A 22,250-nucleotide genomic window follows, 5' to 3' on the forward strand; every position below is an offset into this window, starting at 1 on the left:
CCTTTGTGCCCGCTACGCCGAGATTTTGGTGTCGGGCATCGCAACGACTGTGGGCGAGTTGGAGTCGTCCAAACATCTCTGCAAGTGTATGGCAAGCTCTTGTACGAAGGGCTCGATTAGCATGCCCGCAGGAAAAACGGGAAGTTCAATCACTTCAAGATCTCGAACCAACCCGTTTCCCCAGCCTAGACTCGAGTCCTCGTAGCCCAGGTATGCTTTGCACGGCTTAAACACCGTGAGCTTGCCCGCATAGTGTTGGGGAATGTACTCTTCAGAAGCTCGGTCATTGATTCGCTCCAGCAACAACAATGGAGTTTCCTTTCGCAGCCCGATGGCGTAACCCAGCTTCGAACGAGTGACTGAGATTCGACGACCGAGGCGTTGAGTGAATTGCGATGCTTTTTCTCTTAGGAATGCTCCCACGCCCCGCGGGCCGGACATGACGACGTTCGCACCGTGAAACGCAATCTGTTGAAAGCCTGAATACAGCCGAGCTGGTATCGACGATTGAAACCATCGACTGTGGGTGTCCAGTAAAGCCAGCAACCCCACCTCTTCGTCGTCTGCAATCAGTTGCTGAGCTACTTCGTAGGCGATCGTGCCTCCCAAACAATATCCGCCTAGATGATAAGGACCTGATGGTTGAACCTTACGTATCTCGGCAACATACTCAGCCGCCATCTCCTGCACTGTTGTGTGTGCCGGATCCTTGCCGTCGAGCCCCTTTGCTTGAAGTCCATAGACCGGTTGATCCTTGCCCAACTTCTTCGCCAATTCGCGATACAGCAAAACGTTGCCGTGTGCCGCATGAATTAGAAATAGCGGCGGTTTGGAGCCGCTTTCCTGGATTGGGACAAGGCAATGCCAAGCCGGTTGCCAATCTTGATGCTTAATGACGTCAGCAAACTGACGCACCGAAGGTGCCTGCAGCAAGGTTGCCAAAGGCAGTCGGTGGCCGTACAGTTTTTCGACATCACGGATCATACGAGCCGCTAGCAGGGAATGCCCTCCAACATTAAAGAAATCGTCGTCTAAACCGAGCGTATTCACGCCGAGCGTTTTTTTCCAAATGCTTGCGATTTGTCGTTCGACACTATCTCGAGGCGTATCGTCGTTGGGCGTTACTTGATCGCTTCCAATGTTTGGCATTGGTAGTGCATTGCGATCTACCTTAAGGTTGGGAGTCAATGGAATTTCGTCCAACATTACAAATGCGTTCGGAATCATATACTCCGGCAGCGTTTCCCTTAAAAAATTACGCAGTTCTGTGACAGGCAGATCGGGCAGATTGCAGACAACATAGGCAACAATGGACTTGTCCGCAGCATTGGTTCCACGCAGATCGTCTCGCAACACGACGACGGATTGATCGATTGCCGGATGTTGCTTTAAGTTCTGTTCGATCTCGCCCAATTCGATCCGAAATCCCCGTACTTTTACCTGGTTGTCGGCTCGACCGAGGAACTCGATCGATCCATCAGGACGCCAGCATGCTTTGTCGCCTGTGTCATAAATTCGCGAATCGTTATCGGCGAACGGATGTGGCACAAATTTCTCCGCCGTTAAGTCATCACGGTTGAGGTAGCCTCTTGCAAGTCCATCTCCGCCCAAATACAGCCGACCGGCAACCCCGGTCGGGACCGGTTGCAGACGATCGTCCAAAAGGTAAACCTGCGTGTTGGCAATCGCGGATCCGATTGGCACATAACCACTACCGGGTTGGACGCGTTGAACCAGTGACCAAATCGTGGTTTCGGTAGGTCCATACATGTTCCAAAGTTCGCGACAGCAAGGAAGTAGCTGTTGAGCCAATTCACGCGTCATTTGCTCGCCACCGCAAAGTGCTTTGAGTGTTGGTTTCGTGAATCCCGATTCAAGCAAGATCCGCCATGTTGCCGGTGTTGCCTGCAAGACGGTCGCGTTCGAACGGGTCAACAGATCCGAAAGAGCACGAGCGTCCATGGCCTGCTCGTTAGTCGCCAGAACGATCTTCGCACCAACCATCAACGGTAAGTAAAGTTCCAGTGACGCAATATCGAACGACACGGTGGTAACCGCGACCAGCACGTCATCTGCGCAAATCCCGGGACGCTCGGACATCGAGCACAGGAAATTGGTCAACGAGCGATGCTCTATCTGAACACCTTTTGGTTTTCCGGTCGAACCAGAAGTAAAAATGACGTAGGCAAGATCGTTGGCAGCCGACGCCGGCTCGGGGTTACTCTGTTCGTCTTTCTCAAAGGCAGCGATGTCGTGCAGGACAAGCTCGATCCCGGCGTCCTGCACGATAAAGGCTAAACGCTGATCAGGATAAGTCGGATCCAGCGGAACATAGGCAGCCCCCGATTTTTGGATGCCAAGCAGCGCAACGACCATATCGACACCTCGTTGCATCCGGACACCGATTAGCTGATCCCGCCCGGCTCCCTGGCGGATAAGCCCGTTGGCAACACGATTCACGCGGCAATTAAGCTCGCGGTAAGTAATCTCTTCACCTTCGCATGTGATCGCGATCGCATGAGGGGTTTTGTCAACTTGTCGCTCGAATAGATCAACGAAACGAAGGTCGCGAGGATAATCGGTGATCGTTTCGTTCGGCGAAATCAGGATATTGTCTTCGGCGCCAAGTAATGACAAGTCGCCGATCGGTCCACTCGTGTTCTCAGCAATCGACCGCAACAAGGTCTCGTAGTGAGCGATCCAACGTTGAATCGTCGTCTCGTCAAACAAGGCACTGGCGTAGTCCAGGTACAACTCAAGTCCATGGTCGGTCTCGTTTAGATTGAAGAACAGTTCGAACGTTGACGTGGTCTTTACAGTCTGGGCAACCTCAATTTCCAAGTCGGGAAACTTGAGTCCCGCGCCGTCACGGTCGAGATTGAAGTTCACTTCAACCAGAGGAAGCCGACTGGGATCTCGCGGCATGCGTAACTCGCGAACGATCCTTCCCAGCGTGCACTGTTGGTGATCGTATGCATCCAACACAGCGGTCTGCGTGGATTTCATAAAATAGTCAAATGAATCCTGCAGACTCACGTGAGACCGAATCGGCAACAGGTTCACACAATGCCCTACCAGGCACGAATTCTCCGCCATCACTTGTCCCGCAGTGGGAATGGTAACGACGATGTCATTCTGGCCCGACAACCGGGCAAGCAGGACATTGAGTGCAGAGAACGTCAGCGTAAATAACGTTGCATTGTTGTCGGCCGCGACTTTCTTGATCGCATGGTAGACATCGCTATCGAATTGATAAATCAATGTGCTGCCAGTGAAACTCTTAATGGGTGGTCGAGGCCGATCGTACGGCAGCTCAAGCGGGTCCGGAAGTTCGCGGTACCTGTTTAACCAAAAATCGAGGGCCTGACGCGCATCCTCATCGTCGTCGGATTCCATGGCGACGTAATCTGCGAAGTGAGCTGGTTCCGGTAATTCGGCGTCTCGATGCTCAGTCAAAGCGGTATACACTTCGCAGATTTCATTGAGCATTAAGCCGGTCGACCAACCATCACTAACGATGTGGTGAGCCGAGAAGAACAGAACATGATCTTCGTCGGCCAACTTGACCAGCTTCAGACGAATGAGGGGGCCGATCGTAAGATCGAAGGGCGTCGATCCGAACCACCGCGCTGTCTCGTCGATGACGGATTGCCGTTTATCATCGGAGAATCCACTGATATCCTCTTGTGAAACTTCGACCGGGGCGGGGTCATTCTGGCATTGATACTCTCCGTCTTTATCGAAACACGCATGAAGCGACGAGTGACGATCGGTAACGGCTTGGATCGAATTACACAATCGTTCGACATTCAAGTTTCCACGAAACCGGACCGTGAACGGCTCGTTATAGGAACAAGATGCCTCGTCGCCCATTTGCGACGTGATCCAAATCTCAAGCTGAGCTTCCGTTAGTGGAAACCGGGATCGTTTTTTTTTTAGAGCGTCAGTCGCATTGCCAAGGGAAACTTGTTTTTCGTCACTCTCCGGCCGTTCGGGCAGGAACCCACCTCGACGCATTTCATTGCAGCTATCCTTGACGGCATCAATGATTCGCTGAACGTCTTGCTTATCGTGGGCGGTCGACAGAAAACAGTTGTCTCCCCAGCCACGAGTAAATATTCCACGATCCAGAAGGTGAAAGTAAAGAAGATCCGCGAATTCGACCGTCGGCGGAAACATAAACCGGAAGAGTGACGTGAACTGAGCGAGACGAAACGGATAAATCTCTTGTTCAAAAAATTGATTTAGCGAATCAACCAAGTAGGTCGTGTTGTCTGTAAGCTCTTGTTGCAGTTCCGGCCCAGATTCCTTGATCTTCATGAGCACTTGATATGCAGCAGTCATTGCAAGCGGGTGTCGGACAAACGTACCCGCAAAGAATGTCATATCGGCTTCGGGTTCGGAATCGTCGTCGTAGTTCCAGTTGCCACCGTCCAACGCATCCATGTACTCTGACGATCCCGCCAAAGCGCCGATGGGAAGGCCGCCACCGAGCACCTTGCCGTAGGTTGCCATATCTCCCCAAACTCCGAACCATTCCTGAGCTCCGCCCGGGGCCGCACGGAATCCGGTAATCACTTCGTCCATGACCATCGCAATCTGATGCTCTTTTGTGATCCGTCGAATCTCTTGCAGAAATTCCTTCGGCTGCGTGAAGGGATCGGCGCTCTGTACCGGCTCAATCAAAACCGCAGCTATTTCATCAGCCCGATCGCGAATCGTTTGAAGAGCTTCCTCGGTTCCATAGTCCAAAACGATAACTTGGTCCGCGAACGCCTGCGGCACGCCCGGTGCCGCTGGCTGAGACAGCCGACGATTGCCTATCAGGTTGGAGCGAATCAGCACCTGATCAAAGTTGCCGTGATAATCTTTGTTAAAGAAGACGATTTTCGACTTGCCGGTCACGGTTCTGGCCAACCGCATCGCGGCCATCACCGCTTCGGATCCTGTGTTGCAAAACGTAGCACGCTCTTTGCGGGAAAAATCGCACAGAAGGGCGGCGACCTCGCCTGCTAGGGGCGACTGTGGACCAACTTCGACACCATTGCTTAATTGCTTGGCGATCGCATCATTAATGAAATCAGGTGACTGTCCGAACAGGTTCAAACCAAAGCCCATTGCGATGTCGATGTATTCATTGCCATCGATATCCCAAAGCTTGCTGCCCTTCGACTTATCAACTGCGATCTGATAGACCATCGACTTCCAGATCCGTCGATAGCCAGCCACCCCGCGCGGATCAGCGAAATGCGAGCGATGTTGCTGCGCATGCTGGCGGGAACGTGCGGTCTTTGCGGTGAACCTTGCAATCAATGCATCTAAGTTTTCTTGCTGCTGTACGGTCAATCCGCCGTCATTTGCGCGGCGGACAGGCTTATAGGGACCGAATCGCTCGAAGGTTTTCTTCGTCGCAAGAGAATCAACGGATTGCTCGCTTGACACACGCCTTATGACATTCTCCGTAGCGCCGGGATCAACGCAAACCGGTTCAGCATTAGCAATGCTAGCGTCATTGGATTCCTCGCCGGACGCAGCGTCCGTAGGCGGGGCGTCTTGCTTCGAAACCGAAGGCACGGTTCCACTCAAAAGCTGCAACTGCAAGCTCATAAGTTGGTTCTGTTGCGCAATGATTTGTGCCAAAACAGCCTTATCCGCAACCGCCGATCCAGCCGGCAAAGTCATCGGTTTTACCAATCCCGAGAATCTTATTTCGGGAGCGATAGGCGACAATGCAACCGACGGAGTATCCGGCTGCATATCCACATGCGATATATTTGTTTGGGATTGCGGTTTTTCCGGTGTCGCAGCCGTTGGTGCAGGAGTTTGTGCTGTTGTTCCTTGGCTCGGTTGTTTCGCGGTTCCGTTTGCAGCAACAAGATCCTCGGGAAGATTCTCGGAAACATAGCCAATCAACGACTGGATATTCGGTATCTCCTCGATCAATTGCCGAAAGGTGACTTTCACCTTCAGTTGGCTCTTGATCTTCTGGCTGAACTGCACCAAAAACAGCGAATCGAACCCTAGCTCGGGGAAAGATGCTTGCTGATTGAGTTCATCAAGCTCTAAGCCAGACGACTCTGCTAGTAGTTTCGCCACAGCCGACTTTGCGGCTGAATTGCGTTCAATAGTAATCATTGCTGCCTAATCGTGATGAGAAATCTAGCCGTTCCAAGCTTCCAACTGCTGCTTCATGATGTGCAGTTGCTGTCTTATTACCAATTGCGTGATATCGCTGTCTTCGGATCGAGCGACTACCTTCTGCTGTTCAAATTTCGGTTCCGCCAAGCTAGGTAACTCCCGGGCGGATTCTTCTAAATCGTTGCCGTGAACTTGTATCACGGAGCTTTCAGGAATCGAAGACCCCGATGGTTCGCTTTCCGAAAACCAATGTCGTTGACGTTCAAATGGATAAGTCGGGAGGTGAACACGTCGCCGACCTTGTCCTTGCCCTTGACTGTGTCTTTTCCAGTCGACCTTGCCGCCTGCTTGCCATACTCTTCCCAAAGTCAACAAGAGGTGACTATACGAGGAGACGGATTGCTTTGCGTGCGGCGACGAAGACAAAACAACACGCTCTTTCGGGCAGGCGGGATGTTGACGGGCTAACGTGCAGAGCGTTTGTCCCGGCCCCACTTCCAATAGCATGGAATCAGTCTGTGTCAGTAAATGTTCGACCGAGTCGGTGAACCGAACTGTATTTCGTAAATGTCTCGCCCAATACAACGGGTCGGTCGCCTCGGCATCAGACAACATCTGCCCAGTAACCGATGAGATAATAGGAACCGCTGGAACGCTGAGATTCATTCCCTTTAGCATTTCCGCAAGCGGCTCGACCACCGGTTCCATCATTGACGAGTGAAATGCATGTGATGTTTGCAGCATCCGACATACAACTTCGTTCGCCTCAAGCTTTTGCTTGAGCCATTCGATCGAATCGACAGGTCCCGCGACGACACAGAGCGTCGGCCCATTGATCGCCGCAAGTTCGAGGTCGGTGCCTGAGATTGCTTCAGCGACTTCAGCCTCGGTCATCCGAATCGCCATCATGTTGCCCGGCGGAAGCTGTTGCATGCTCCTGCCGCGAAAGGCGATCAATTTCAACGCATCCGAAAGCGAAAAAACACCAGCCAGACATGCGGCAACAAACTCTCCGACACTGTGTCCGATCATTTGACTAGGAACAATGCCGGCATGCTCGAAACACTTTGCACTCGCATAGCTAACCGCAAAAATTGCCGGCTGGGCGACTGTGGTTTGATTAACGGCCTTGGTTGATTCTTCGGTATCGTTCGTGAATAGTTTTTCCTTCAGATCAAATCCCAGCTCCGGCACGAGCAACTCACAGCATCGGTCGAACTCGGTTCGAAACACCGGGTGCGACTCGTACAAATCAATTGCCATGTTGACATGTTGCGCCCCCTGGCCCGGGAACAAGAACGCAACGGGGACCCCTCGACGGACCTGATGATGCGTATAGACAGATGCGTTTTCCGGACGCGACAATCGTTCTGAGGCCTCGGTCGTGTCCTCGGCAACAAGGACTCTCGAATAATTCAATGTTTTGCGGCCCACCTGTAGTGTGTAGGCCACATCGGCGAGACTCACACCCGGTTGCTCGCTCAGGAACTTCGCCAAGTCTCCGCTCATTTGTTCCAATGCAGATGGGCTCCGAGCGGATAACGAAATCAGTTGTGGCATCGGCGAAGACGCGGATAGCTCCGCCGCCGGTGGCTCCTCAACGACGATATGGGCATTGGTGCCGCCGACACCGAATGAACTTAGTCCAGCTCTTCGCGGTCTATTGTCTGAGGTCCATTGAAGTGGTTCCGTGACGACAAAGAATGGACTCTTTTCAAAATCAATGTTCGGATTGGGACGATTGAAGTTCAAGCTCGGTGGTATCGTTCCGTGACGCATCGCGAGACAGGTTTTGATCAGCCCGGTCACACCTGCCGCAACGTCCAAGTGGCCGATATTTGATTTGACGCTTCCGATGGCGCAGTACCCGGTTTTTGACGTTGACTGTCGGAATGCTCGGGTCAGCGCGTCGATTTCGATCGGGTCCCCAATCGTCGTTCCCGTTCCATGAGCTTCGACGTAAGAAATGGTGTCCGCCGAGATGCCGGCACGCTGATGGGCCATCAAAACTGCTTGAGATTGACCATCCACACTTGGAGCGGTGTAGCTCATTTTCGAGCGGCCATCATTGTTGATCCCCCAACCCTTGATCACGGCATAAATATCGTCACCGTCTGCCACGGCGTCTTCGACTCGCTTCAATAGAACCGCCGCCACGCCTTCACCAAACACGGTTCCACGCGCGTCGGCGTCGAAGCTTCGGCACACGCCATCTGGCGAGACCATTCCTCCGTCGGAGTAGAGGTAACCTCGCTGTTGTGGGAACTTAAGTGTTGACCCGCCTGCCAACGCCATGTCGCACTGCCCCAACTCAAGCGACTGACAAGCTTGGATAATCGCAACCAAGGATGTCGAGCAAGCGGTTTGCACCGTCATTGCCGGGCCGTGCAAGTTCAAGAGAAACGAAATTCGCGTGGCCAAGTAATCCTTGTCATTGCCGAGTTCGGTAAGTAGGTCGCCGCCATGAAAGGAGTTAGCCAGACTAGCCAACAATTCGGGTCTGCTCGCCAAGCTAGACAAGATGTACGTATCCATGTAACAACCGGCAAAGACGCCTACGGAGCAATCCATCGCATCGGGACAATACCCGGCGTCTTCCAAAGCGTGCCAACAGGTCTCAAGCATGAGCCGATGCTGCGGGTCCATAACCTGGGCTTCTTTGGGGAACACCCCGAAGAACTTCGCATCAAACTTATCGGCATCGCGGACCGTGGCCGCTTTGCGAACCAGATTCGGGTTGGTTCGCAGTGGGCTATCGGAAGGCAAGTTCAGTTCGACCTCCGGAATATCAACGATGCAGTTCACACCATTGGCTAAATTATCCCAAAACTGCGAAATGCTATCAGCACCAGGGAACCTTCCGGCCATTCCGACCACTGCGATACCATCACCGCCGGACTTTCGTTCGATCAGTCGACCTTGCCCATTCGTGCGACACGAAGGCTGCGAAGGCACGCTGAGATGTTCGGCAATATCACGAACGGTCCGCAGCGAGTACATGTTAGTAATCGACAGGTCAGAATCGAGTCGCTGCACCAGTCGGCTGTGAATCTGCACCAGCTGAAGTGATGTTGCACCTAAATCATGAAGCGAATCGGTCACGCCAACTTTCTGGAGATTGAGCACCTGACAACAAATGCTAACAAGTTCACGTTCAAGATCGTTGCGTGCCGACTCATACGGCGTTTGGAGGTCAGGACGTGCAACGGCTTCGTGTGCCAATCGCCCTAGAACCTGGTCAACGGTTTGAAAGTCGTTCGCTATTAGGCCGAATACTTGGGCGTTCTCTCGAACGCCTTCCGCTCCAAACGCATCAGACCCAGAAACGCCGGGCGACGAGTTTTCTGTATTCTCGCACGCGCTGATCGGATCCAGCGTACAAATGAGATTGACTGGATAGCGATAATCAATTCCTTGCTGGCAAGGGCGGCCAAGTTCCTCGCCAAACGAACTCAAGAAATCTGCCGCCGGCTTGTTGCGATCACCATGCACAAAGGTGACGTGCACTTCGTCTAGGTTTAAATTCCGCGCCAGTTGTCCGACATGGCGGATCATGTGATGCTCGACGCCTCGGCCCAATGCCCGACAACTCAAAACGAATGTGTCGACGCATATCCCTTGCGAATGACGCTGGCAATCAACGAAGCCGACTAATCCATAATCACCGAATTTGTCGGATACCTCAACTGCAAAAGCGAGATGCTCAGGGTTGCCGATTAATTGTCGAACTTCGGCAGCGTTGCGTCGACGCAACGTGGTGTTGAATTGATTCGTGCGCTGAGTCAGTTGGGCAATTCGATCTAAGTTGTTTTCATCGATATCCTGGAATCGAACCTGCAGTTCAAGGTTCTCCAGGAAATGCCTCATGCTGTGGCTCTCCTGGCGTTCTGTTTGTCGACGAGACTCGATCTTATAATGCTCGCTGCGTTTTTGGTCGTCTTCATTCACTTCCGTTAGATCAAACGGCCATATGTGATCCAGCAAAGACGGAATAAGACTAGGCTGGGGCACTCGGATCGCAACAACCGTAGGGCAATTCGCTTGAACCTCGGCAATCTCAACGGGATTGTCATCCAAGAACACAAAACTATCGGTAGAGAGGCCTAGTGTGTTTGCAAGACGACGTAAATTGCTCGACTTAGAGTTCCAATTGATCTCTGCTGCCGTGATTTGCGTTTGTTGCAACAACATCGAGTCATTCTGATTGAACACATCCCAAACGTCCGACTCCTTATTTTTGCTACATAGGGCCAACAGCATCCCTTTATGTTGCAACTCAATTAATCGCTGTTGTAGCTTCCGGTGCCCTTCTTCGATGCGAACTCCGTGTGGCCCTAATTCGCCACATACGCCGTTCCAAAGCGTATTGTCGCAGTCGACAACGACGACCTTCACTGGCTTTCGACGAATGCGATTGATGCGTCTGGCGAGTAGTGTTCCGAGGCCGGTATAGAACTCGGCGGTATAAGGAATGTGTGCCGTTCGGTTCGCAATTCCGTCGAAGTAATTCGCGACAGGGTAGGTTTCGAGCAATTCGCGTGAAGTCAGAACCTCGATTCCCGCGTGACCGGATAGCTTCGCCGCAATCTCTTGCTGCACTTCGTTGATCGTAGTCGCAGTATTTTTGTCAAGTTCAGGGGCATCGGGGCAAAGGCAGACGATTATCGGGCAAGAACTGCGATTGGTAAACGAAACGACAGCCTCGCAAAATTCAATTCCCCGCTCCGACAAGCGAGAAAGTGCCGACTGAGCCCAATCCTCCAATCGTAACAGAACGACGTTTATCCCTCCCGGCGAGGTCGCCAAGACCGACTTAGGATCAACCAATGATTGCAGAACCTGCCCATAGGGAGCGAACTCAATCGCGTGAGGATCGTTCAGCACGCCCATCCAGCTAGCGAGTGGCAAACGGACCGGCTCGGCGGTGAAAGTTGCCGTGATTGCAATGGTTGCTTCACTCAACGAAGTCGCCCTAAACTCAGGTACACTCTCATGTGCACTTTTTGACTGAGAAAGAACTCAATCCCTAAGCCGATCTGCGAATCGCATGCAAGTTTTGAAAGAAGCGAATTTAGCACCAGACTGGTCTCGGAAACTGAAGCACTTTTAATCGGCTATTTAAATTTTGTTGACCAAGGCCCGGCATTCTTCTCGATTTCGGGGCAATCACGCAGAGACAACGGCATCGAGAGTCAAAGCTTACTTCCCGCTACTGAGACGTTCAACTAATCTGGAATGAATTGCGAAGGCGATCAGCTCCTTCGAGCCGATATAATCCTTACAATCGAACCGGCGGCTTGGTTGGTTGCCACAGAGACTCTCATGGAATCATTTGAAGTTGTGGTCGTTGGCCCTGGTTTTAGTAATTTCTCCATATAAGATAATTGAGCTATTCTTTGGGAGTAGTGATTTGAGTAGGCGAGTCAATTTTCGTTGCTTTTCTGGTTTCGCCGGAGAGGGTCAGACCCCTTTTCGGATAGGCTCTTGACCTTGCGTCCGCTGTCGAATTTGTGTAACGAACGCATCCAACGCATGAACGATATAGCGGATAATGCCGGAAGGTTTGCGGATGATCCATTGCAGATGACGCGTTTTGCTTTTGGCGGCGCCGCTGGCGAGGTATTGGGAAGCTATTTCAAACGTGACTGCCAGCAAGCACGTCTGTCGAACACGTTCAAGCTTTATTATCGGCTTCGTCCGTTGATCCCCGTTCCGGCGAGGCATTTTTTGCAGCGGAGACGAAATCGGGTCTTCGACTTGTCCGAACGTTGTGATCATTCAACGGATTTTCTTAGGGATTTTGGAGCCGCGGTCGAAACGGAGCGCGAGCAACTGGCGGTTCACCCGTGGCCGGATCAGTACGAGACGGTGGCAGTCCTGACGCATGACGTCGAAACGAAGGAAGGTTTGAGATCCGTTGACAAGCTTGCGGCGTTGGAGGAACGCTACGGACTTCGTTCGGCATGGAATGTGGTTCCATACAAATACAGAGTCGACCTCGGGATTCTGCGAGATCTCCAAGACCGCGGGCACGAAATTGGCGTGCATGGGTTCAATCATGACGGTCGGTTGTTTGAGTCTAAACGGATATTTGACCGACGAACGATTCCCATTAACCGGGCACTGAGGGATTTTCGAGCGACCGGTTTTCGAGCACCGATGGTTCATCGGAATCTGGAGTGGCAGCAGGCGCTTGATGTCGATTACGACGCTTCTACTTTCGATTACGATCCATTCCAAGCGATGCCGGGCGGTGTTGGCGGGGTGTGGCCTTTTATTGTCGGAAAGTTGGTCGAGTTGCCCTACACACTTCCACAAGATCACACGTTGCTGGTTACCCTTGGCGAAACCGAGCCGACGACCTGGTTCCGAAAATTCGAATACCTGCGATCCCTTTCGGGGATGGCGATGCTGATCACGCATCCGGATTATCTTGACACGCCCGGACGTCTGGACGTTTATCGCCGTTTTCTTGAGTATGTCGCCGAACAATCCGATTGTTGGACGACACTCCCTCATGAAGTTGCACGCTGGTGGCGGATACGTGACTCACTTAAGATTCAGACTTGCGAAACGGGTCAGCTCATCGTCGGCCCTGAGTCTGGGCGTGCCCGAGCGATGCGTCTTGGCAATATTCTGCAGGTCGAACCTGGCTGATGCGGCCTGCCTGCTTGCCGATGCGGTGAGAGCGAGCTGCCGAGTTCCAACTTGAGCAACGATGGCCAACATTCTAGGTATCTCCGCGTTCTATCACGATTCTGCCGCCGCCCTGGTCGTCGACGGTGAGATCGTCGCTGCCGCCCAAGAAGAGCGATTCACACGCAAAAAGCACGACGATGCTTTTCCCGAGAACGCCGTCCGCTGCTGCCTTGATATCGCCGGAATCCAGGCTCGAGACATCGATTACGTCGGCTTTTATGACAAGCCGATCACCAAGTTTGAACGTCTGCTCGAAACCTATTTGGCATTTGTGCCGTCGGGCTACCGCTCATTCCGGCAATCGATGCCATTATGGATCAAGAAGAAACTCTATCTACCTCGCGAGATTCGTGCCGGACTTGGAAGCGATTACGGAGGCAGGTTTGTTTTCACCGATCACCATGAATCGCACGCCGCGAGCGCCTTCTTCCCCTCGCCCTTTGACGAAGCCGCCATCATGACGCTCGACGGAGTCGGTGAGTGGTCGACAACTTGCTTTGGTATCGGCCGGGGCAATCGAATCGAGCTCGAACAAGAACTACGATTTCCTCATTCACTCGGATTGCTGTACTCGGCGTTCACCTATTACACGGGCTTCCGTGTCAATAGCGGTGAGTACAAGTTGATGGGATTGGCTCCCTACGGAACCCCGATCTACCGCGACCTGATCCTCGACAACCTCATCGACGTCAAGGACGACGGCTCATTCCGAATGGACATGAGCTATTTCAATTACTGCCAAGGCTTAACGATGACGTCCACCAAGATGCATCGTTTGTTCGGAGGGCCACCGAAACCACCTGATTCGGACGTGACACAGCGCGAGATGGACTTAGCCGCGTCGGTGCAAGCGGTGACCGAGGAGATCGTCTTGCGGATGGGCCGTCACGTTCATCGTTGCACCGGCATGAAGGATCTTGTGCTCGCCGGTGGCGTCGCGCTCAATTGCGTTGCCAACGGACGTCTGCTTCGAGAGGGCCCTTTTCGTGACATTTGGATTCAGCCCGCCGCAGGCGATGCCGGAGGTGCGTTGGGCGTTGCTCAGTTCATTTGGCATCAATTACTCGAAAAGCCCCGTGTCGTTGGGCCGATGGATTCCCAAAAAGGATCCCTGTTAGGCCCCTCGTTTTCGGATTCTGAAATCGCTTCCTGTTTGCGTTCACACAATCTTCGTTTCACCAGCTATCAAACCGACCTGGAGACCTGCGAACAAACGGCAAGATTGATTGCCGATGAAAACGTCATCGGCTGGTTTCAAGGACGAATGGAATTCGGGCCCAGGGCTCTCGGTGATCGAAGTATTCTGGGAGATCCGCGAAGCGAGAAGATGCAATCGGTGATGAATTTAAAGATCAAGTTTCGTGAGTCATTTCGGCCGTTCGCACCGATCGTGCTTCGCGAATACGCTGACCAGTACTTCGAAATCGATGCGGAACATGAGTCCCCGTACATGTTGATCGTCGCTCCGGTCGATCAAAACATCCGCAAGCCGCTTGGCAACGACGAGGCCGACGCCTTCGGAATCGAAAAACTCCGATTTGTTCGCTCATCGCTGCCCGCCATCACTCATGTCGATTACTCGGCAAGAATCCAGACAGTCGATCGAATCCGCAATCCGATGTTGCATCAACTTCTCAGTCAGTTTCATCAAATGACCGGATGCCCCGTGTTGATCAATACCAGCTTCAACGTTCGAAGCGAGCCGATCGTATGCACGCCCGAAGATGCGATTCGATGTTTCATGGCGACCGAAATGGACGCGTTAGTCCTGGGACGCCACATCGTTCTTAAAGCGGAACAAACCCAGTTCGATTCACGCGAGCTACGTCAAAAACACCTCGCACAATTTCAACTCGATTGAATTTCGATGCCCTTCGTTGAAGCCAATTTCCGTCCCGACAACCGACAACTGCGTCAGTTCGGTGGCATCTGCTTGTTTGCCTTGCCGTTGATCGGATGGATCTGGTCGGCGCCTCCAAGCTGGCTGCTCGCTTTGACGGCGATCGGCGGAGTGATCGCGGGTTTGTCTTGGTTGACTCCTAAGCTAGTTTCGCCCTTGTTCGTCGTTTTGATGCTCGTTACGATTCCGATCGGAATGGTCGTAGGCGAGATGGCGATGCTTTCGCTATTCTTTTTGGTGTTCTTTCCAATTGGCGTTGTTTTCAAGTGGATGAATCGCGATCGCTTGCAACTGCGATTGGATCGAACACGTCAGTCTTATTGGCAGCCTAAGAAGAAACCGAAATCGATCGATAGCTATTTCCGGCAATTTTAATTGCGATAGGGCCACTCTTCCGGCCACAACCCCGCGTGGTGAGACACGACATGTCCGAACAACCTCAAAAAAATGAATTCGAGAAACTCAACGAAGAGAAGCCTATGTCTCTCTTCAGCGAGTTCTGTTTGTTCATCAAAGAGAACAAGGCCTATTGGATGATTCCAATTCTCCTGACGCTCGCGTTGGTGGGGTTGCTCGCCACACTGAGCACGACCGGTGCGGCGCCCTTTATCTACACTTTATTCTGATTGGCGATCACTGAACTCGACTTGCGGAGTCGAGTGACGTTTCGTGCCTTTAACGCCAACAGATCAAGTGATTCGATTGGCGCGCCATTGTGCTCGACCGCACACCTTGAGCGTTCAGTTCGAGACGATACGTCCCAGAAGGAAGACATCAAGTCCACCATCGGACGATGGCACGCGAACTGCATCTTCTCATCTTCGCATTCTTGAATATTGGAATTCGGGAATGTAAAAGGCTTCAACGCTTTCGCTTTGAGAGTCCTTTCGCTTTGAGAGTCAAGGTCACTAAGAAAATCACCGATGCCGTATCGTTTGTTGGCCGCCACGGAACTTGCTGAGTTCCTCAAAGTATTGTCGCATCCTCGACGGATTCAGATTCTGGAGGAACTCAGTAGCGGCGAACGAGATGTCGCCTCGTTGGCCAGCGCGACCGGACTTGCCCCCTCGAATGTGTCGCAACACCTGATGCTCTTGCGAGCCCGGCGGGTCGTCGCGGAACGTCGTGAAGGTCGCCGAGTGATCTATCATCTTCGCTCCGAGCGATTGGCCACCTGGATCGTTGAAGGCATGGATTTTTTGGCGCCCATGGATGATCGGGCGGACGAGGTTCGGAAAGCAATTAAGAAAGCAAAATCAAAATGGTCCGAATAATGGTCAGTCAGCTAACTTAACGATTCGCATCACATCATAAGCAATCAGATCGAATGGATACGATTCAGACGAGAACATGGCATCACCTTCCCAAGTCGGAAGTGATCGAACTCTTGGACACGGATCTCGATAACGGTTTGGAACTGCCCGAGGTCGAGGATCGGCGAGAACGGTTCGGTCCCAATGCCATTACCCATCGCCAAGGCCAAGGACCGTTGGTGCGGTTTCTGATGGAGTTTCATCAACCGCTCGTTTACATCCTGTTGGCCGCCGCAGTGATCACGGCGCTTTTGCAGGAATGGGTGGATTCGATCGTGATCATGGGTGTCGTGCTAGTCAACGCGACGATCGGATTTGTTCAGGAAACCAAGGCACTCAAGGCAATCGACGCGTTGGCTCGGGCGATGACGAGCGAGGCGACGGTGATGCGAGGCGGTGAGAAAACGCGAATATCATCGACGCAGCTCGTCCCGGGTGACGTCGTGTTTTTGCAATCGGGCGATAAGGTTCCCGCCGATCTGCGATTGCTCGCCTGCCGCGAGCTGCAAGTCGATGAATCGACGCTGACGGGTGAGTCGGTTCCGATCGAAAAACGGATCGACGCGATCGATGTCGACACGGTATTGGCGGATCGTCGCAACATGGTTTATTCGTCAACATTGGTGACTTACGGCACGGCGACCGGCGTCGTGGTCGGCATCGGTGACGACACCGAAATCGGTCGGATCTCGGAGTTGATATCAACGGCCGAGGTCCTGGCGACGCCCCTGACTCGAAAGATTGCTCATTTCAGCGGTGTTTTGCTGTACGTGATTCTTGGTATGGCTGCGGTGACGTTCGTCATCGGCCTCCTTCGCGGCGAGTCGGCATTGGACATGTTCATGGCCGCGGTCGCACTTTCCGTCGGCGCGATTCCTGAAGGCTTGCCGGCGGCCGTGACGATCACTTTGGCGATCGGTGTCGGCAAGATGGCCAAGCACAATGCGATCATTCGTAAGCTTCCCGCCGTCGAAACGCTCGGCAGCACGACCGTGATTTGTTCGGACAAGACGGGAACGTTGACTCAAAACCAGATGACCGTTCGAGCGGTATACGCAACCGGGGAACGGTTGGATATCTCGGGAGTCGGCTACGCACCCGATGGCGAGATTCTCATCAACGACGCTGCGATCAATCTGGATCATCATCCGGCGCTGATCGAATGTTTGAAAGCGGGACTTCTTTGCAACGACTCGGCCGTCTCACTGCAGGACGACGGTTGGAAAGTCACGGGCGATCCGACCGAAGCGGCCTTGATCGTATCGGCTCGCAAAGCCGGAATGAGCGTGGAGACCATGACGCACGCGAATCCGCGATTGGATGCGATTCCTTTCGAATCGGAATACCAATACATGGCGACCTTGCATGACAGGGGATCGGGCAACGCGCCGGTAGCCTATGTGAAGGGTTCCGTTGAAAGCATCCTTCCGCGTTGCGACGACGCACTGGGAAAAAGAAATGAGAGCGCAACGCTCGACGCATACGACATCCACCGGCGCGTCAACGAAATGGCGACGGAGGGTTTGCGAGTTCTTGCGTTTGCAACAAAGGAACTTTCGGTGAGAGCGACCGCCATCGAACACGCTGACGTGGAGAGTGGGCTGACCTTTATCGGACTGCAGGGAATGATCGATCCGCCACGGCCCGAAGCGGTGGAGGCGGTGCGGGCGTGCCAGGCTGCGGGCATTCAAGTGAAGATGATCACCGGCGACCACGCCGGGACGGCCTCGGCAATTGCTTCGCAGATCGGCCTGGTTGGCATTCGTCACCTCAGCCAAGACAGTCCATCCTCGCCCGATGCTCAAGACGACAGCCCGACGACCGACCATTTCCTTACCGGCCAGATGCTCGCGGAATTGTCCGATGAACAACTCCACGATGCCGTCGAGACGACTTCGGTGTTTGCTCGCGTGGCACCGGAACAAAAACTTCGCCTGGTGAAGGCGTTGCAGCATCGTGGCCACGTCGTCGCGATGACCGGCGACGGTGTCAACGACGCACCCGCGTTGCGCCGTGCCGACATCGGCGTGGCGATGGGCGTCACCGGCACCGAGGTCGCCAAGGAAGCCGCCGACATGGTGCTCACCGACGATAACTTTTCATCGATCGAATCGGCCATCGAAGAAGGCCGCGAGGTGTTCGATAACCTAATCAAGTTCATCACCTGGACGCTGCCGACGAACATCGGTGAAGGGCTCGTCATTTTGGTGGCCGTGATTCTCGGCACGGCGTTGCCGATCCTTCCCGTTCAAATCTTGTGGATCAACATGACCACTGCAGTGCTGCTCGGCTTAATGCTCGCTTTCGAACCAAAGGAACCGGGGATCATGTTGCGTCGGCCACGCGATCCCGCGAGTCCGATCTTATCACGAACGTTGATGTTTCGAATCCTGTTGGTGGGTGTGCTGTTGTTGATCGGTTCGTTCGGCTTGTTCAAGTGGGAACTCAACCACGGCGAAAGCGAAGCGGCCGGACGAACGGCTGCGGTAAACGTGTTCGTCTTCGGGGAATTGTTCTATCTGTTCAACTGCCGCTCACTGACCCGATCGATGTTCGCGATCGGTGTATTCAGCAATCCATGGCTGCTCTCGGGCGTGGGACTGATGATCCTAATGCAAATCGGGTTCACTTACCTGCCTTTTATGAACCATGCCTTTGGTAGCGCACCGATCGGTATGACCGAATGGTATTTGATTCTGGGAACCGGCTTCATGATCTATTGCGTCGTCGGTATCGAAAAGTGGCTACGTCATCGAACATCGAAACCCGCAACTTCATCCATAGGGAACCATGCATGTCACATCCGCTAACACAAGACGAACTGGCTCGCATCGATGCCTATTGGCGGGCAGCGAACTATTTGTCGGTCGGTCAGATCTATCTGTTCGATAACCCGCTGCTGAAACAACCGTTGCAGAAAGAACACATCAAGCCCAGGTTGCTCGGACATTGGGGAACGACACCGGGCCTGAACTTCCTTTACGTGCATCTCAACCGCATCATCAAGCAACACGACTTGAACATGATCTACATCGCCGGACCAGGACACGGCGGGCCGGGATTGGTCGCCAACACGTATTTGGAAGGCACCTACACCGAGACGTATCCCAACATCACACTCGACGAAGCCGGAATGAAGCGGCTGTTCAAACAGTTCAGCTTTCCCGGCGGAATCCCCAGCCACGTCGCACCGGAGACGCCCGGCAGCATTCACGAAGGAGGCGAACTCGGGTACGCCTTGTCACACGCATTCGGAGCGGTCTTCGATAACCCGGAACTGATCGTCGCTTGTGTGATCGGCGACGGCGAAGCCGAGACGGGACCCTTGGCGACAAGCTGGCACTCGAACAAATTCCTCAATCCGATTCATGACGGCGTCGTCCTGCCGATCTTGCACCTCAACGGATACAAGATCGCCAATCCGACCGTGTTGGCCCGGATCAGTCACGACGAACTCGATCATTTACTACGGGGTTACGGTTACACGCCGTATTTTGTCGAAGGCAACGATCCGGAGAAAATGCATCAACAGATGGCGTCGACGCTCGATCAAGTCGTCGACGAGATCAAGCGGATCAAACAACACGCCATGCAAAACAACGACGCGACGCGGCCGATGTGGCCGGTAATCGTGATGCGAACGCCCAAGGGATGGACCTGCCCGCGCGAGGTCGACGGGCACGTGGTCGAAGACAATTGGCGCAGCCATCAGGTGCCCATGGGCGAGATGCACGAACGGCCCGACCATGTCACGTTGCTCGAAGAATGGATGAAGAGTTACCGGCCCGAAGAACTTTTCGACGAGCAAGGACGTCTCATTGCCGAACTCGCCGAATTGCCGCCCAAGGGTGATCGACGCATGGGGGCCAATCCGCATGCCAACGGAGGCCTGTTGCTGAAGAGCCTCCGCATGCCCGACTTCCGCGATTACGCGATCGAAGTATCGCATCCGGGGAGCGTCAAAGCCGAAGCGACGCGGGTGCAAGGCAAGTTCATTCGCGACGTGATGAAATTGAACTTGGAAGCGAAAAACTTCCGCATCTTCAGCCCCGACGAGAACGCCTCCAACCGCTGGGGTGATGTCTTTGAAGTGACCGACCGCGCCTTCGTAGGGGACAGGCTTCCAGGCGATGACCACATGTCGGCCGACGGCCGCGTGATGGAGATGCTGTCGGAACATCAATGCCAAGGTTGGCTCGAAGGCTATCTGTTAACCGGACGGCACGGTTTTTTCAACTGTTACGAAGCGTTCATTCACATCATCGACTCGATGTTCAACCAACACGCCAAATGGCTCAAAGTGTGTGAACACATCCCGTGGCGACGGCCGATCGCATCGTTGAACTATTTGCTCTCGTCGCACGTTTGGCGACAAGACCATAACGGGTTCAGTCATCAAGACCCCGGGTTCATCGACCATGTCATTAACAAGAAGTCCGAGATCATTCGCGTCTATTTGCCCCCCGACGCGAACTGTTTGCTGTCGGTGACCGATCATTGTTTGCGCAGCCGCAATGATGTGAACGTGATCGTGGCCGGAAAACAACCGTCGCCTCAATGGCTGTCGATGGACGATGCGATCAAGCACTGCACCGCCGGAATCAGCATTTGGGATTGGGCAAGTAACGATCAGGGCGACGAACCCGACGTGGTCATGGCTTGTTGTGGCGATGTTCCCACCCTCGAAACGCTCGCCGCGGTCGATATCATTCGCCGTGAGTTGCCCGATCTGAAAGTTCGCGTGATCAATGTCGTGAACCTGATGAAACTGCAGACACCCGAAGAGCATCCTCACGGCCTATCGCATCGAGACTTTGACATCATGTTCACGACCGACAAGCCGATCATCTTTGCCTTTCACGGTTATCCGTGGTTGATCCATCGACTGACCTACCGCCGGACCAATCACAAGAATCTGCACGTTCGCGGCTACAAGGAAGAGGGCACGACCACGACGCCGTTCGACATGGTCGTTCTGAACGACCTGGATCGGTTCAATCTAGTCGAGGACGTGATCGAGCGTGTGCCCAAATTGGGAGCCAAAGAAGCCTACGTGAAGCAAATGCTTCGCGACAAATTGATCGAGCACAAACGCTACATCAACGAGCACGGTCAAGACATGGCCGAGATCCGCGATTGGACGTGGCCACGAGTCCCCGCCAATCGCAGGATTTGACCACAACCTAGTCCGACTTGTTTCCACTGGCGTGAGTTTGCTACCCATGACGCACTGCGATCGGCTTTCAGGCGATCGGTGGCGTTTTGGCAAGGAGAGCGTTGGTGAATTCGATTCGATCAAAAATCTTGGGTACTTCTTTCGCGATCGGGCTGATGTCGCATTCGGTTTCGGCCCAACAAGATTGGTCGCGTTTCACGCCGCCGCCGGTGAAAGTTGCCGATTTACCTCAAGCAACCTCGTCGCCAGACCAGATCCCAACACCGAATCAGGCCATTTCGCGAGCGCGGACGTCGCCGCCGGGGCCCGAACGATCGGTTCTGCAGGCGTCGCATTTAGAAACGGGAAACCCGCCCCTCGCCGTTCCGGACGCCATGGGGTGGTCGGAAGGCTCCTACGGGACCGTCGGCCCACCGCCGCATCGGGTTATCCAGGCCCCCGTTCCGCCTCCCCCGAGCAATCGGAATGGGGGCAACCATCACGGTCATTTTTCGGGATCGCCAATGCCGCCGATTCCTACGAACGATTCCTTCGCAACGGTCGATGAATTGCCTCGATCCGGCTCGGGTCATCTCGGACCACCTCTTCACACGCCACCTCATCACACGCCACCGCATCCGGGGCTGTCGCATCATGGGTCGATTCTTCCGGAACTTCCGGGCGTCGAGAACGATCCCAAGAGCGCCGGTCCGGGGCATTTGGGTCTGGGGACGCACTGGATTCGCGAGCGTCCGAGCATGCACCCGCCGATTCCCGGTGCGACCGTCGAACCACGTTGGAAAGCCCCCTATTCTTACGGTCATTTCGGGGCTGAGGGGAAGCGAAGTTGGACGCGCCAGTACGGATATCGTGATCGATACCTGCAATGGTCGCTGCGCTGAAACAATTTTCAGCCTAGTGGTCTGTTGATTTAGTCGTATACCGAATGACAACCATTAGCCGATGGGCGTTAGCCCCGGTTAGCGGCCGTGTAAACCGCCGCTAACGCGGTACGGCTAATTAAATCAACAGCCCACTAGTGCAT

10 protein-coding genes are annotated in these 22,250 nt (G+C 53.8%); 8 read left to right on the plus strand and 2 right to left on the minus strand.

Annotated features, from left to right (window positions below; genetic code table 11):
* Window positions 1-12: 12 nt before the first annotated feature.
* Together Pla100_RS19945 and Pla100_RS19950 are read right to left on the minus strand one after the other, a co-directional pair.
* A complete protein-coding gene (locus Pla100_RS19945) occupies window positions 13-6,135 on the minus strand; it encodes a non-ribosomal peptide synthetase (protein ID WP_146579450.1) in 6,123 nt (2,040 codons plus the stop codon).
* Between the two features lie 24 nt (window positions 6,136-6,159).
* Complete coding sequence (locus Pla100_RS19950) at window positions 6,160-11,100, minus strand: type I polyketide synthase (protein ID WP_146579451.1); 4,941 nt, start codon at window positions 11,098-11,100, stop codon at window positions 6,160-6,162.
* 621 nt (window positions 11,101-11,721) lie between these two features.
* On the opposite strand from Pla100_RS19950, the gene Pla100_RS19955 reads away from it, so the two are divergent.
* The 8 genes from Pla100_RS19955 to Pla100_RS19990 all read left to right on the plus strand — a co-directional run bounded on the left by Pla100_RS19955 (window position 11,722) and on the right by Pla100_RS19990 (window position 22,107).
* Window positions 11,722-12,795: a polysaccharide deacetylase family protein gene (locus Pla100_RS19955; protein WP_231603273.1), complete on the plus strand. Its 1,074-nt coding sequence runs from the start codon at window positions 11,722-11,724 to the stop codon at window positions 12,793-12,795.
* Window positions 12,796-12,856: 61 nt separating this feature from the next.
* A complete protein-coding gene (locus Pla100_RS19960) occupies window positions 12,857-14,698 on the plus strand; it encodes a carbamoyltransferase family protein (RefSeq protein WP_146579453.1) in 1,842 nt (613 codons plus the stop codon).
* Window positions 14,699-14,704: 6 nt separating this feature from the next.
* Window positions 14,705-15,112, plus strand: a complete 408-nt coding sequence (locus Pla100_RS19965) for a hypothetical protein (protein WP_146579454.1) — start codon at window positions 14,705-14,707, stop codon at window positions 15,110-15,112.
* A 50-nt stretch (window positions 15,113-15,162) separates the two neighbouring features.
* Window positions 15,163-15,363 carry a DUF5989 family protein gene (locus tag Pla100_RS19970; protein WP_146579455.1) on the plus strand — a complete coding sequence of 67 codons (201 nt, stop codon included), beginning with the start codon at window positions 15,163-15,165 and terminating at the stop codon, window positions 15,361-15,363.
* Between the two features lie 297 nt (window positions 15,364-15,660).
* Window positions 15,661-16,011: an ArsR/SmtB family transcription factor gene (locus Pla100_RS19975; RefSeq protein WP_146579456.1), complete on the plus strand. Its 351-nt coding sequence runs from the start codon at window positions 15,661-15,663 to the stop codon at window positions 16,009-16,011.
* A 53-nt stretch (window positions 16,012-16,064) separates the two neighbouring features.
* Window positions 16,065-18,860, plus strand: a complete 2,796-nt coding sequence (locus tag Pla100_RS19980; RefSeq protein WP_146579457.1) for a cation-transporting P-type ATPase — start codon at window positions 16,065-16,067, stop codon at window positions 18,858-18,860.
* A complete protein-coding gene (locus Pla100_RS19985; RefSeq protein WP_146579458.1) occupies window positions 18,845-21,226 on the plus strand; it encodes a phosphoketolase family protein in 2,382 nt (793 codons plus the stop codon). Before Pla100_RS19980 ends, Pla100_RS19985 begins: the two co-directional genes overlap by 16 nt.
* A 128-nt stretch (window positions 21,227-21,354) precedes the next feature.
* Window positions 21,355-22,107: a hypothetical protein gene (locus tag Pla100_RS19990; RefSeq protein WP_146579459.1), complete on the plus strand. Its 753-nt coding sequence runs from the start codon at window positions 21,355-21,357 to the stop codon at window positions 22,105-22,107.
* Window positions 22,108-22,250: the final 143 nt, after the last annotated feature.

Origin of the sequence: Neorhodopirellula pilleata, from assembly GCF_007859915.1 — a bacterium.
In the GTDB taxonomy this organism is placed as follows: domain Bacteria; phylum Planctomycetota; class Planctomycetia; order Pirellulales; family Pirellulaceae; genus Rhodopirellula; species Rhodopirellula pilleata.